11 protein-coding genes are annotated in these 13887 nt (G+C 71.3%); 6 read left to right on the top strand and 5 right to left on the bottom strand.

Going from position 1 to position 13887, the window contains the following annotated elements; all coding sequences use genetic code 11:
* The first annotated feature begins 220 nt into the window (after positions 1-220).
* On the top strand, positions 221-646 hold the full coding sequence (locus ALI22I_RS11895; RefSeq protein ID WP_077005531.1) for a nitroreductase family deazaflavin-dependent oxidoreductase: 426 nt from the start codon (positions 221-223) through the stop codon (positions 644-646).
* On the opposite strand, the gene ALI22I_RS11890 is transcribed toward ALI22I_RS11895, so the two are convergent.
* Positions 643-1497, bottom strand: a complete 855-nt coding sequence (locus ALI22I_RS11890) for a PhzF family phenazine biosynthesis protein (protein WP_077005530.1) — start codon at positions 1495-1497, stop codon at positions 643-645. The two genes, ALI22I_RS11895 and ALI22I_RS11890, sit on opposite strands and share 4 nt — an antisense overlap.
* A gap of 76 nt (positions 1498-1573) precedes the next feature.
* Here ALI22I_RS11890 and ALI22I_RS11885 point away from each other — a divergent pair, with 76 nt between their 5' ends.
* A complete protein-coding gene (locus ALI22I_RS11885; protein ID WP_077005529.1) occupies positions 1574-2389 on the top strand; it encodes a LysR family transcriptional regulator in 816 nt (271 codons plus the stop codon).
* Positions 2390-2414: 25 nt separating this feature from the next.
* Here ALI22I_RS11885 and ALI22I_RS11880 read toward each other — a convergent pair whose 3' ends face one another.
* The 3 genes from ALI22I_RS11880 to ALI22I_RS11870 form a co-directional block, all read right to left on the bottom strand.
* A complete protein-coding gene (locus ALI22I_RS11880) occupies positions 2415-3788 on the bottom strand; it encodes a hypothetical protein (protein ID WP_077005528.1) in 1374 nt (457 codons plus the stop codon).
* 71 nt (positions 3789-3859) lie between these two features.
* Complete coding sequence (locus ALI22I_RS11875) at positions 3860-5671, bottom strand: dynamin family protein (RefSeq protein ID WP_077005527.1); 1812 nt, start codon at positions 5669-5671, stop codon at positions 3860-3862.
* A 120-nt stretch (positions 5672-5791) separates the two neighbouring features.
* Positions 5792-6739 (bottom strand): IniB N-terminal domain-containing protein, encoded by a 948-nt coding sequence (locus ALI22I_RS11870; protein ID WP_077005526.1) that lies wholly within the window; start codon positions 6737-6739, stop codon positions 5792-5794.
* Positions 6740-6983: 244 nt separating this feature from the next.
* On the opposite strand from ALI22I_RS11870, the gene ALI22I_RS11865 reads away from it, so the two are divergent.
* Both ALI22I_RS11865 and ALI22I_RS54610 read left to right on the top strand, forming a co-directional pair.
* Complete coding sequence (locus tag ALI22I_RS11865; RefSeq protein ID WP_077005525.1) at positions 6984-8255, top strand: Hsp70 family protein; 1272 nt, start codon at positions 6984-6986, stop codon at positions 8253-8255.
* Positions 8256-8263: 8 nt separating this feature from the next.
* On the top strand, positions 8264-10618 hold the full coding sequence (locus ALI22I_RS54610) for a helix-turn-helix transcriptional regulator (RefSeq protein ID WP_083751656.1): 2355 nt from the start codon (positions 8264-8266) through the stop codon (positions 10616-10618).
* Between the two features lie 108 nt (positions 10619-10726).
* Here the strand turns inward: ALI22I_RS54610 and ALI22I_RS11855 are convergent, their stop codons facing one another.
* On the bottom strand, positions 10727-11500 hold the full coding sequence (locus ALI22I_RS11855) for a VOC family protein (protein WP_077005524.1): 774 nt from the start codon (positions 11498-11500) through the stop codon (positions 10727-10729).
* Positions 11501-11684: 184 nt separating this feature from the next.
* Here ALI22I_RS11855 and ALI22I_RS11850 point away from each other — a divergent pair, with 184 nt between their 5' ends.
* Both ALI22I_RS11850 and ALI22I_RS11845 read left to right on the top strand, forming a co-directional pair.
* Entirely contained in the window at positions 11685-12260 is a 576-nt protein-coding gene (locus ALI22I_RS11850; protein WP_077005523.1) for a TetR/AcrR family transcriptional regulator, read from the top strand.
* A gap of 91 nt (positions 12261-12351) precedes the next feature.
* Positions 12352-13794, top strand: a complete 1443-nt coding sequence (locus tag ALI22I_RS11845) for a carboxylesterase/lipase family protein (RefSeq protein WP_077005522.1) — start codon at positions 12352-12354, stop codon at positions 13792-13794.
* Positions 13795-13887 lie beyond the last annotated feature (93 nt).

Genomic DNA, 13887 nt, shown 5'->3' with positions numbered 1-13887 from the left:
AGAGATCCGATCTCTAGCCCCTGAAACTCCGGGGAAGCCTCTTGTGTGACCCGGTCGAATCGATTCAGATCGGATGGCTGGGCGTGATCTGTCACACGTTCTCAACGCGGCGCGCGTCGCTGACCTGCTCTGCCGTATGAGTGCCCAGTACGCGAGCGAGTAGTCCGCTCACTCGTATGCGAGGTCCCGGCCGCGTCGTGATCTCGGTAGCGTCGAGGGCATGTCAGTAGTGGACAGCCCTGTCGGCTGGGTGAACGAGCACATCCAGAAGTACATCGAGTCGGACGGCACCGAAGGCCACGAGTGGCGGCCGGGAGTCTTCACGCTCCTGCTGACCACCACCGGCCGCAAGTCGGGCCAACCGCGCCGGACCGCGCTGATCTACCAGCCCTACGGCGACGCGTACGTGGTCGTCGCCTCCTACGGCGGCTCGCCCGAACACCCCGCCTGGTACCGCAACCTCGCCGCGAACAACAGCGCCGAGGTGCAGGTGGACTCGGACGTGTTCACCGCCAAGGCCCGCACCGCGTCCGGTGACGAGTGGGCCGAGCTGTGGCGGCTGATGGTCGAGGTGTGGCCGGACTACGACAACTACGCGAAGAAGACCGACCGCGAGATCCCCGTGGTGGTGCTGGAGCGGGCCTAGATCCGCACGGCCGAGCCGGTCACGGTGACCTGCGGGTCGTCCGGCGAGACCTCGATCTCCAGCAGGCTGGGGCGTCCCATGTCCACACCTTGGTGGATGGTGATCGATCTCGGTCGGGTGACCTCGCCGATGGCCCGCAGGTAGCCGCCGAACGCCAGGGCGGCGGCACCCGTCGCCGCGTCCTCCACGACCCCGCCGACCGGGAACGGGTCGCGCGCGTCGAAGACGTCCTCGGCGCGCTGGTGCACCAGCTGCGCGGTCACCGCGTCGTTGGCCCGCAGCAGGTCGCCCAGCGCGTCGAAGTCGTAGTCCAGCGCCGCCAACCGCTCCCGCGTCCGCACGGCGAGCACGAGGTGGCGCGCGCCGCCGAACGCCCAGTGCACGGGGTAGCGCGGGTCCAGGTCGTCGGCGGACCACCCGAGCGCCTTCAGCGCCTCGGCGACGTCCTCGTCGGGCGCGGGCGTGGACGAGGTCGGCACGCTGGTCAGCGTCGCCGTGCCGGGTGTCGTGGCGATCTCCACCAGCCCTGCCGGGGTGTGGAACCGGAGCTTGCCCGGCCGTTCCAGCGCGACGGCGGTGGCCACGGTGGCGTGACCGCAGAACGGGACCTCCACCAGCGGGCTGAAGTACCGCACGTCGAACTCCCGCTCGTCGTCGGCGTCGCTGCCGTGCTCGTCTTTTCGGGGAAACACGAAAGCGGTCTCGGAGTAGCCGACCTCGGCGGCGATCGCCAACATGCGGGCGTCGTCCAGCCCGGTAGCGTCGAGGACGACACCGGCCTGGTTGCCCCCGGCGGGGTCGGTGGTGAAAGCGCTGTAGCGGAGCACTTCCGGCTCAAGCACGTCGGTCATGCCGACAGCGTGCACCGGTAGCCCATATCGAGTCCAACGATTCCCTGCGATGTGTCCGATCGGTATTGTCGATCCGGTGGACACCCGTCTCCTGCGCACCCTGCTGGTGCTCGCGCGCACGGGCAGCTTCACCGCCACCGCGGCGGAGCTGCACCTCGTGCAATCCACGGTGACGAGCCAGGTCAAAGCCCTGGAACGGCACCTCGGAGCCCGCCTGTTCGACCGGTTGCCCAGCGGCGCCCGGCTGACCGAGGCGGGCCGTCAGGCCGTCGAGCACGCCCGGGAGGTGCTGGCCGCCGAACAACGCCTGCGTGACGCGGTGCGCGGCAGCACCGCCGTCGAGGGCGACGTCCGGATAGCCGCGCCCGAGTCGGTCTGCGCCTACCGGCTGCCGCAGCGGGTCGCGGACGTGGCCATGCGCTGGCCCGGCATCACCGTGCACCTGTCCCCGGCCGGGACCCGGCAGGCGCTGGCCGGTGTCCGCAACGGCACGCTGGACCTGGCGTTGGTGCTGGAGGACGGTGTGGTCGCGCCGGGTCTGAAGGTCACCGCCATCGGAGTCGAGCCGATCGAGCTGGTGTCCGCGCCCGGCGTGGTGCTGGACGAGCGGTACTTCCTGCTGGAGGAGGGCTGCTCGTACAGCGACCGGTTCGTGCGGGAGCTGTCCGCGACGCCGAGCATCACCCGGTTCGGCAGCATCGAGGCGGTCCGGTCGTGCGTGGTGGCGGGGCTGGGGTGGACCGTGCTGCCGCGGGTCGCGGTCGCCGAGCAGTTGGACGCGGGCACGCTCCAGCGCGTGCGCGAACTGCCCGACAGCACGTTGTTCCTGATCACGGACCCGCGCCGGACGCCGTCCGCGGCGGTCAGGGCGGTGGCCGCCGCGCTCAACTGACCGCGGCGCTCGACTGATCCGGGCATCAACCGACCAGCTGGGTCAGCATCCCCTCGCAGCTGCGCACGACCACGGACGCGGCCCGCCGCTGCCCGTGGTCCAGCGCCGGGTTCGCCGAGTGGTCGCGCCAGCGGCCCAGGGTGTCCAGCAAGGCGTGCCGAAGTTCGCCCTCGGTCGGCTCGTAGTCCATGCCCAGCCGCACCAACGGGTCCGTGCCCAGGCCGCCGACCAGCCGGGACGCCTCCGCGTCCAGCTCGCCGGGCAGCCGGGTCCGCCCGCCCTGCAACGCGGCCAGCAGCCGCAGTTCCCGGAATTCGTGCGCCGAGGCCAGAATCCGCTCCAGCGCCGCGGCCAGGCCCGCCGAGCCGGGCCGGGGTTCGGCGCGCAGCACCACGTCCAGGCCCAGCAGCGCGGCCCGCGCCTTGAGCACCTCGCGGCGTTCGGTGAAGTAGATGCCGATCGAGTCGCGCAACTCGCCCAGACCGCTGCGCTGCACCAGTTGCCCGGTCAACTTCACCTGGGTGTCGAAGCCCTGCCGGATCAACGTGGTGGTCAGCCGCACGCCGAAGATGCCGAACCGCTCCACCAGGGCGCGGCGCACCGCCGGGTCCAGCCGCACCGGGAAGTCGTCGCCCACGAACCGGTCCGCGGACAGCAGGTGCTCGTCCAACTCGGTGCGCGCCAACGACGCCAGCGCGGCCAGCGCGGTGAACTCGTCCGCCCGCACCGTGCGCGCGGCCACCGCGAGCAGCCCGGCGACGGAGACCACGTTCTGGCACAACGGCGCCACGGCCGCCTCGCGCCGGTAGCGGCGGGCGATCTGCTTGGCCGAGGACAGCGCGTCGATCCGGCCGCCGCCGATCTCGTCGGCCCGCGCCAGCACCAGCACCGTGTTCACCGGCGCGACCCGTGCCACCGGGTGGTCGTGCGCGGTCTGGAGGTACTGGAGGTCCGTGGTGTGCATGTGCCGGGTCAGGTACAGCACCGCGTCGGCCTCGCCGTAGACGTGCTCGACGGGCGTGCCGGCCGGCGTGTCGATCAGGGTGAGGTCGCGCAACGACCGGGACGGCCACTCCACGACCACGCGCTCGGCGTCCGGCACGTCCACGAACGCCTTGCCGTCCCGACGCGCGATGGGCACTTCGTACTGGCCGACGTACGCCTTGGCCTGCGGCCCGTCCTGGTACCAGGTGGTGGCGCCGGTCGGCACGAACTCCTCGCCGATCAACGCGCTCACCACGGTCGACTTGCCCGACCGCGGCGCGCCCGCCACGGCCACGCGCACCGGTTCGCCGAACCGGGCCTGGTGCCCGCGCAGCCACGCGACCGCGCGCGGGCTGTCCCGGTAGACCGCCAGGGCGTCGTCGAGCAGCGCCCAGACCTCGTCCTCCACCCCCATGCCCGAGAGCATCCGGCCCGAAGACGCCTGGCCCGAAGACGCCTGGCCCGAAGGCATCATGCCCGAAGACATCAGGCACTGATCCCCAACGCCGGCGTCTGACCTCCCGCGAGTGTCTGGACCCGCTGGTAGAGGGTGACGAGGTGGTCGAGTTCGCGCTTGGCGTCCCGGTTGCGGCGCTCCCGTTCGGAGTTGTCGTCCTGCACGGCGCGGCGCGCGCTGCGGGCCGATTCCAGCAGCGTCTCCTGCAGCTCCTCGGCCAGCGTGGAGAAGTGGTTGCGCAGGCTGCGCTGGATGTGCCGGGCGGCGTCGCGGCAGTCCTTGCTGAACTTGATGAAGAAGTCGTCCACGTGCCGGGCCGCGGCGGCCCTGGCTGCGGCCTGCCTGCGGCGCAGCCGCTGATCGCTCTCGTCCATGATCGACTTGCCGCCGAACAGCGCGCCCGCGCCCAGCGAGATCGCGTTGATCAGCGGCATCCCGGCCAGGCTGGTGGCCAGGCCGAACATCAGCACGCCGCCGTAGGAGCCCTTCAGGCCGGTGAACGCCTTCTGCATCAGGTTGAACTTCTCGATCACCGGCTTGTCCATCGGCGCGACCCGGTCCAGCACGTCGTCCGGGAAGATCGACTCGGGCAGCAGGTCGTCGCGGGCCACCGGGAAGTTCTTCGCGACCTTCTCCGCCACCCACTCCGACCGGTCCAGCAGCCAGGCGAAGTTCGTCGTCGCGGCCTCGGTGAGGTTGTCCTCCAGCCAGGCCTCGAACTTGTCCCAGCCCAGCGCCGGGTCGGCGGTCTCGAAGGTCTTGTCCACCTCGCGCAGGATCTTGCGGGTCCGGTCGCGCAGGTCGTACTCGATGTCGGAGACCAGGTCGGCCATCTCGTCGGCCAGCACGGTCTGCCAGCGCGCGGACCGGCGGCGCAGCTCGTCGATGCGGCGCTGCGCCTCGTTCAGCGCGGCGATGGTGTTCTCCGTGCCCTCCGCGGCACGCGCGGCCAGCTCCTCGCGCACCGGTGTGACCAGCTGTTTGATCGCCGACGCGGCGGCGACGGCGACCGTGCGGCGGGCCAGCACGTCGGCGGCGGCCACGATGTCCTGCTGCACGCTGGCCAGCAGTTCGGGGAAACCGGACTCGGCGTTGAGCACCTTGTCGCCGGTCTTGGCCGCGCGCAGCCGCAGCGCGGCGGACACCGGGATGAGCTTCGCGGTCACGCCCGCGCGGGCCAGGTGCGCCCGGTTGCGTTCGAGCACCCGCCGCCACTGCGCCGCGATATCGATCTTGGTGAGCACCACGATCACGTTCGGGCAGGACGTCATGACCTGCTTCAACAGCTCCAGCTCGGACTTGGTCAGCTCGGCCGTCGCGTCGGAGACCATCAGCACCGCGTCGGCCTGGAGCAGCGCGGCGAACGTGCTGGCGGTGTGCGTGGGCCGCAGGTCGCCGACGCCGGGCGTGTCGATCAGCACCAGGCCCGAGTCGAGCAGGGCGCGCGGGATGCCGACCTCGGCGCGCACCAGATCGCCGCCGGAGCCGTGGTTCGCGCTCACCTGGCTGGCGAGTTCGTCGATCGGCACGGGGATGCGTTCGGTGGGGGTGTTGGCGATGGACGCGCCTCTCACCAGTGCGGCGGACGGGGTCTCCGCGTGCTGCACGAAAGTGGGAACGGTGGTGGTGACGTCGTCACCCACCGCACACACCGGGGCGTTCACCATCGCGTTCACGAGCTGGCTCTTGCCCTGCTTGGGCTCGCCGATCACGAGCACGCGGAGCTTGGGGTCCAGCTGGCGGGCGCGCTTGTCGCGCAACCGTTCGGCCAGGTCGGGTCGGTTGTGCGCAGCGCAAGCCCGGATCGTGTCATCGAGCACGTCGAGCCAGGGCGCGGACATCACCCCGGAGAGTCTGCCGGTAAAACCCGTTCGGGTGAAAGTCCGATCACAATAGATCACAAAATGAAGGAGGGGTCCTGTCCGGTGGACAGGACCCCTCCGACGAGGCGGTGGATCAGCTCAGAGCAGGCCACCGAGGTCGAGCGAGTCCACGACCGGCAGGTCGAGGCCGTCGACGGTGTTGGTGACGTTGCTCACCACGTCGCCCGCGCCGGCGGTGTCGGCGACACCCGTGACGGTGTCGGTCACGCCGGACAGGGGAGCGGCGCCGTGGGTGTCGAACGAGCCGTGCGCGGAGCCCGAGACGCCCAGGGAGTCGGTCAGGCCGCCCACGTTCGCGACGTCGGTGACGCCGCCCAGGGTGCTGGTCACGCCACCCAGGTCGACGGGCAGGTTGCCGGTGAGGCCACCGGTCGCGTTGCCGACCACGCCGGTCAGCGTGTCGACCGCGCCGAACGCGGTGCTGGTCAGGCCGTCCACGTCCGTCACCGTGCCGGTGACCCCACCCGCGGTGGCGAGGGCACCGTCCAGCGTGCCGGTCGCCGTGCCGGTCAAGCCGTTGACCGGGCCGGAAACGGTGTTCAACGTGCCGTCCAGGGTGTCGGTCACGTCACCCACCGCGGAGAAGTCACCCGCGATCGACAGCTTCGCCGAGGCGGCGCCGTCGAGGATGCCCCAGCTCGACACGCCGCCGAAGACGGCCAGGCCGTCGGCGTCCGCGCTCAGCGTGCCCGCCACGGCGGCCTTCACGTCGCCCGCGTTGACCGCGCTCGACACCGTGAGCTGGTCGGTCACCGCCTTGAGCTTGAAGATCGCACCGGCCTGGCCCGCGTCGAGCACGTCGAGCGGGAGGTCCTCGAGCAGCGAGCCGTCGAGAGCGGGCAGGCTCCCGGTCGGCACGAAGTCGAGGACCAGCGGGATGACTTCCTGCACGTCCAGAGCGCTGATGTCGCTCAGGCCCGCCCTCGCCAGGGTGCCCTCGGCGTCGGCCTGGAAGTCGGCCAGCGCGGTCGGGTCGCTGAGCAGGTCGAGAACGAAGTCGTGCAGCGTGTTGGGGCTGGAGCCCATGATGGCTATCTCCTGGGTAAGTCGGACGCGGTGACCTGGACCGGCAGGGGTTGGTCCGGCCGTGGTGATCAACCTATGGGCGGGGGGATCGCCGGCCATCGGGGATTACTCCCAGTCGATACCGCAACCACGATGGGGTGGTTGTCGTTCACTCCCTAGGGGGTTAGGGGATCACCTTGTGACCCTCTCGTAACCCGTGTAGGTACTGCCGGTAGTTCGATCAGGTGAGTGAGGAGGCCTCCGATTGCCGTATGTCCTCGGGATCGACGTGGGCACCACCCGCACCGCCGCGGCCGTGTGCCGACTGGGCGGGGCCGGGCGGACCGAGCCTGAGCTGGTCGGGCTGGGCGGTCCGGGCGGCGGGGTGGCGTCGACGCTGCAGCTCACCGCCGACGGCTCGTTCGCGGTCGGCGAGCCGGGCGACCCCCGGTGGACCGCCACCGGCTTCGGCCGCAGGGTCGGCGACACGGTGCCGATCGTGTTCGGCGTGGACTCGGGCGGCGCCGAGCGGTGCCCCGCCGAGGAGCTGACCGCGCTCATGGTCATGTGGGTGGCCGATCAGGTGGCCGCCCGTGAAGGGGAACGGCCCGCGCACATCGTGCTCGCCCATCCCCCCGGTTGGGGGTCCCACGCCAAGGGGCTCATGCACCGGGCGTTGCGGGCGGTGGGCGTCGAGGCCTCCCTGGTGCCGGAGCCGGTCGCGGCGGCCGAGAACCATGCGTTCAGCCGGTCGTCCACCGGGTCGTTGGGTGTGTTCAGCCTGGGCAGCCACGCGTTCAGCGCGTCCGTCGTCGGGCGCGGGTTCGAGCTGGTCAACTCCGTCGAAGGGGTGGATCAGGCGGCCGGCGTGGACTTCGACGACGCGGTGTTCTCCCACGTCCGGGCGTCACTCGGGCGGGCGTTGTCCGAACTCGACGCCGACGACCCCCGCACCCGTGGCCTGTTCGGGCGGCTGCGGCGCGACTGCGAGGCGGCCAAGCGGATGCTGTCCGGCACCGTGGAGACGTCCATCCCGGTGCACCTGCCGTCCGGGCCGGTGGACGTGCCGATCACCCGGGCGCAGTTCGAGGAGCTGATCCGGCCCTCCGTGGAGCAGGCCGTGGCCGCGTTCAGCAGGGTCGCGACCGGCGTCGAGATGACCGTGCTGGTCGGCGGCAGTGTCCGGATTCCGCTGGTCGCAGCCTCGGTGCCCGGCCGGGTGGTGCTGGAGGCCGCGCCCGAGACCTCGGTGGTGAAGGGCGCGGCGCTGGCTGCTCGTCGGATCGTGATCGGGCCCGCCGCGGAACCCGAGCCCCGTGAGACATCGATCCTGGTGCGGGACGAAGACCCGCTGCTGAGGTTCCCCGTGGGCGGTCTCGACGTGGCGGACGCGGAGTTCACCGCGCCGCCGCCGCGGCCACCCGTCGACATCACACCGCTGGACCTGCCGGAACGCCGCTCGGTGAAGCGCGTCGTGCGCGGGCTGGCGATGACCGGTGGGCAGCGCCGTGCCCGTGACTCCGAGGATGGCCGTTGAGCCCGAGCATGACCGCACGCCCGATGTTGTCCCCGCAGGTCTCGCAGGTCTTGGAGGTCATCGCCTCCGGGGCTTCCCTGCGGCTCGGGGTCGTCGCGCCCGGCGGGTACGGCAAGACCACCGTGCTGCGGGAGATCCGGCGGGCGTTCGAGGACGCCGGGCTGTCCGCTTCGGTGGTCGACGACGCGCACCTGCTGCCGGACGCCGAGCTGTTGGCGCTGCGCTCCCTTGTGGAACGGGGGGACGAGAGCGTTGTCGTCGCCTACCGGCCGTGGCCGCGGTCGCGTGCGCTGGCGGCGTTGGCGGAATCGCTGGGACGGGCGCGGCCGGCGTTGATGCTGGAGCCGTTCAGCCGGGAGCAGGTGCGGGCGGTGCTGCCCGCGTCCGCGCGGGGGCTGGTGGATTACGTGCACCAGCAGAGCGGTGGCGTGCCGCGGTTCGTGCAGCGGCTGGCCGGGTTGAGCACGGCGGAGGTGACGCCGGAGGTGGTGGCGTCGTTCCGGGCCGACCTGGACTGGCTGGACGCCGACGTGCAGAAGTACCTGCTCGCGGCCGAGGCCGGGGCGGCGTTGCGGCTCGACCTGCTCGGGGGGCTGCTCGGGGGTGACGTCGACGCGGTCGGGGACGTGATCGAGGCCGGTCGGGCGACTGGTCTGGTGGCGGCCGACGGGAGGTTGCTGCCCATCGCGCGGGTCGCCGTGGCGGCGTTGAGCCGGACCGACCGGCGGATCGCCGTGCGGCAGAAGCTGGCCGAACTGCAACTGCGGTCCGGTGGGCCGGTGCTGGAGCTGGTGCGGCCGCTGATCGGGGTGGCCGGGCCGGAGATGGCGGCGGCGTTCCAGGCCGCGGCGGACGAGGCGTTGGCCACCGATCCGGCGCTGGCGGCGCGGTTGTTGGCGGCCGTGGGCACGCCGAGCGCTGCGGTGGCCGTGCGGCGGGCGGTGGCGTCGGCGATGGCGGGTGACCTCGACGCGGCGATGCGGTTGGCGGACCAGGTGATCTCCAGCGACGACCGGACGCACCGGGGGGCCGCGGCGGAGGTGGCCGCGATCGCGTTGGCGCACCGGGGGCAGTTGGCGCGCAGCACCGAGCTGCACCGGTGGTCGCCGAGCTCCACGTCGTCGGCGTTCGCGGTGATCGGGCAGGTGGGGACGGGGAGGATGCCCACGGCGGCGTTGCCCGTGGCGCCGCCGACCATGCTCGACGGTGGCGCTTCGCTGATGGCGCAAGGGGTGGTGGAGTCGGTCACGTCTTCCGCCACCACGTCACTGTCCACTTTGATGCGTGCGTCTGGGTTGTTGGAGCCCGCCGGCAGAGCGGTGTTGCTGCCGGACACGCCCGCCGCGTTGGCCGCGCTGGTGGCGTTGCACAGCGGTGAGCCGGGGGTCGCCGAGTCGGTGCTGGACCGGGCGGTGGCGACGTCGTCGGGCGGTGCGCTGATGGCCGTGCGGCACCGGTTGCTGCAGGGGTGGATCGCGATGCAGCGCGGGAACCTGGTGCAGGCGCGGGAGACGTTGGTGGCGCTGCGCAAGGTCGGGCGGCCGTTGGAGCCGCGGGACTGGCTGTTCGCGGTGGCGTTGGAGATCGGGATCGCCCGGCGCAACAGTGATCTGGCCACGTTGAAGCGGACGTGGGAGCAGGCGTGCGAGGCGGTGTTGCGGCATCCCGTCGACCTGTTCACGTTCCTGCCGTTGGGCGAGTTCGCCACCGCCGCCGCGCGGCTGCGCGACCAGCACCGGTTGGCGCCGCACCTCACGGCGGCGCGGAACCTGTTGCGGGACTTGGGTGATCCGTGCCTGTGGGCTGTGCCGTTGCACTGGAGCGCGCTGCACGCGGCGATCATCGCCGAGGAGACGTCGGTGGCGGAGGAGCACGCGGCTTCGTTGGCGGCTTACCGGGATCGGAGCCGGTACGCGGGGATAGTGTCGGTGGCGGCGGAGAGCTGGCTGGACGTGTTGGCGGGCAAGGTGGACGCCGACCAGGTGGAGGAGTCCGCGCGCGGGCTGCACGCGGTCGGCCAGTGGTGGGACGCGGCTCGGCTGGCCGGTCAGGCGGCTATCCGCACGTCGGACCGGCAGGCGATGGTTCGGCTGCTGGACTGCGCGCGGCTGCTCCAAGGGCGGACCACGGCGACGGCGCGCAAGCAGCCCGAGCCGGTGGTGGAGGCCGACGCGGGCAAGCTCAGCGACCGTGAGCGCGAGGTGGCGGAGCTGGTCGTGGGTGGGTTGACCTACAAGCAGGTGGGCGACCGGCTGTTCATCTCCGCGAAGACGGTCGAGCACCACATGGCCCGGATCCGGCAGCGGTTGGGTTGCAGCAGCCGGGCGGAACTGCTGGACCAACTCCGCCAGATCGTGGGGTAGCGCCGCCAGATCGTGGGGTAGCGCCGATCACGCCGATCACGCGCCGCAGGACCACTCGAAAGTGATCTTGCCATGTTCGAACTCCCGTTCGAACATGGAGTCATGACCTCACAGTTCCCAAAGCCAGAACTCGATGCCCTGGTTGTCCACGCACTCGCTGGAGAGCCCGAACGACTGCCGCTCGGGCTCCTGGGCCGTGCCGCCCTGTTCGCGCACGCGGGCCATGGCCGAGCGCAGATCGTCGACGGCGTACATCAGCTTCCACCCGGCCCGCGCCTGCCCGCCCCACAACCCGGCCGGCGGGCCCGCCCCCTCGATCCCCCAACCCCGCTCGACGCGTCCGGCCGGGAACCGCCAGCCCAACACGCCGCCGTAGAACCGCTTGGCGGCCTCGTCGTCGGGCACGGTGAGCGTGCAGTACCCGACTTCCCCGTGCCGAGGCTGTTCCGGTCGGGTCGCACCAGCGGTCGCGCCGGCCGCCGCGCCGCTCCGTGTCGCCACCATCCACCGATACCCGAAGGGGTCGAGCACGGTCCCGCTGTACCCGTTCCCCGTGTCGTCGGCGGCCCGCAACACCGTGCCCCCCAACTCCGCCGCCCGCTGGACCACGCTGTCCACATCGGACACCTCGATCCGGTGCATGGGATTGACCCCACCTCGTCCGGGCGCGATGTGCCAGTACTCGACGGACTCGTCCGCGAGCATCAACACCGAGTCCCCGATGGCGATCTCCGCGTGCCCGACGGAGCCGTCGTCCATCACGATCGCATCGCCACGCCGAGCGGCCCCGAAGACCTCGACGTAGTAGTCGATGGCGGCCCGCGCGTCACGCACGGCCAGGTAAGGCACAACGGTCCCGTACTTCTCACCGACGGCAGTCACATCTCCTCCAACCAGCACTTCCCGCTCCAACCGCTCACGCAACCAAACCCCACCGCCCGAAACCCCGCCAACCCAAACCCGCGCGCCCCACCCCGCCCGCCACAGTCCGTCCCGCTCCACGAACCGGCGACCCACCGACAAGCTCCACTCGACCGTGTTTGCTCGTGCGTGCTAAATTTTGCTCATGCGAGCAAAGTCCCTCACCGAGCAGGCACGACGGGCGCAGATCGTCTCGGCGGCGATCGAGACGCTGGCCGACCTCGGCTACGGGGCGACCTCGTTCAAACAGATCGCCGCCCGTGCGGGGCTGAGCAGCACGGGCCTGATCTCGTACCACTTCAAGGGCAAGCAGGAGCTGGTGGACGAGGTCTACGCGGAGGTCCGCAAGAGGTTCGCCGAGTTCGTCCTGGAGCGGATGGACCGGAGCGCCACCGCCGCCGGCGAGCTGCGGGCGTTCCTGAGCGCCAACCTGCGCTTCATGCGCGCCCACCGCGCGCACATGGTGGCGTTGCTCCAGGTCCGCCCGTACACGCGAACCGGGGACACCGGGGACGACGACCACCGCAAGATGGCCGACCTGCTCAGGGAGGGGCAACGGAACCAGGAGTTCCGCGAGTTCGACGCGGACACGATGGCGATCTTCGTCCTGGCCCTGCGCAACGGCGTCCTGGCCAGGGCGGGCGATCACCCGGAGGTCGACCTCGACCTCTGTGAACGCGAGTTGATCACTGCGGTGGAGCTCGTCACGAAGAGGGGGTAGGCACATGCGTCGGGGGACGCCGGCACTGATCGGAGCGGCCGTGACAGCGGCCGTGACAGCACTGCTCGTGACGGCATGCGGGGGGACCGAAATGCGACCACGACAAGACACCGTGCGGGTGGAGAGCGGTGAGGTGCGCGGCATCGTGCGCGCCGACCACACCGTCTTCCAAGGTATCCCGTACGCGGCACCACCCAAGGGCGACCTGCGTTGGCAGGCGCCGCGCAAGGCCGAGGACTGGGGCGGTATCAGGGATGCCACCACGCCGGGCAACCCGTGCCCGCAGATCGGCTCGTCCTATTCGGACACCAAGGCGACCGATGAGGACTGCCTGTTCCTCAACGTCACGACACCGTCCACAGAGGGCCTTAAGCCGGTCATGGTCTGGGTGCACGGCGACGGCGCGATCGGGGCGGGCCACCACTTCGACGCCACCGCCCTGGCCACCAAGGGCGACGTGGTGGTCGTGACGTTCAACTACCGGCTGGGCGTGTTCGGCGGCTTCGGCCTGCCGGGCCTGGACGGCTCGGGCACGTTCGGCCTCCAGGACCAACGCGCCGCGCTGGAGTGGGTCCGCCGCAACGCCCGGAGCTTCGGCGGCGACCCGGAGAACGTCACCCTGTTCGGCGTCTCCTACGGCGCGTCCTCGACCGCGGCGCACCTGGTCTCGCCGAAGTCACGCGGCCTGTTCGACAAGGCGATCATGCACAGCGGGTTCGCGCTGGTCGACCTGCCGGCGGAGGCCTGGTACCCCGGTCTGGGCGCGCTGCCGTGGCTCGCCTGGCGGGACACGGCCGAGATCGAGGGCATCGGGCAGACCGTCGCCGCCGAACTGGGCTGCGCCGATATCGCCTGCCTCAGAGCACTGCCGGTCGAGAAGCTGCTGGACCACCCGCAGGTGATGAACATCTTCCAACCCTTCGGCTACGGCAACGCCGACCTGCCGCAGGTGCCCGCCGACGCCCTCGCCGGCGGCGAGTTCGCGAAGGTTCCGGTGCTGGCGGGCAACACCCGTGACGAGCACCGCGGCATCGTGGAGATCTTCCGCGGCCCGGTCGCCGCCGAGGACTACCCGGTCCTGCTCGCGGCGGCGTTCGGGGACCGGGCCGCCGAGGTCGAACAGGAGTACCCGCTCAGCGCGTTCCCCGATCCGACGGAGGCGTGGGCGGCCGTGTTGACCGACCGGGTGTGGGCGCGGGCGACGTTCCGGCAGCACGAGCTGCTGTCCGCGCACACGCCGACGTTCGCGTTCGAGTTCGCCGACCCGGCGGCGTCCGAGCAGGGTGCGAGCCACAGCTCGGACATCGGCTACCTGTTCCCGGAGGAGGAGCTGACCGGCGGGCAGCGCGAACTGTCGGACCTGATGATCCGGTACTGGGCCAACTTCGCCCACGACGGCGACCCGAACGGCGAGGGCCTTCCGCGCTGGCCGGCGTTCGCCGACGGACGGCACGTGCAGTCGCTCGCACCGGGCGCGATCACCGGCGTGGACTACCGAGCGGAGCACCGGCTGGACTTCTGGGCCGACAAATAAGAGCCGACGCAGCCGGCACAGTCGACATGGGACGAGAACCGGAGGCCACCACAAGGGAGGCGGCCTCCGGCTCCACACGGATGATGAAGGGGG

Origin of the sequence: Saccharothrix sp. ALI-22-I (assembly GCF_001984175.1) — a bacterium.
Classification (GTDB): Bacteria; Actinomycetota; Actinomycetes; order Mycobacteriales; family Pseudonocardiaceae; genus Actinosynnema.
This window is presented reverse-complemented; position numbering and strand designations above follow the sequence as displayed.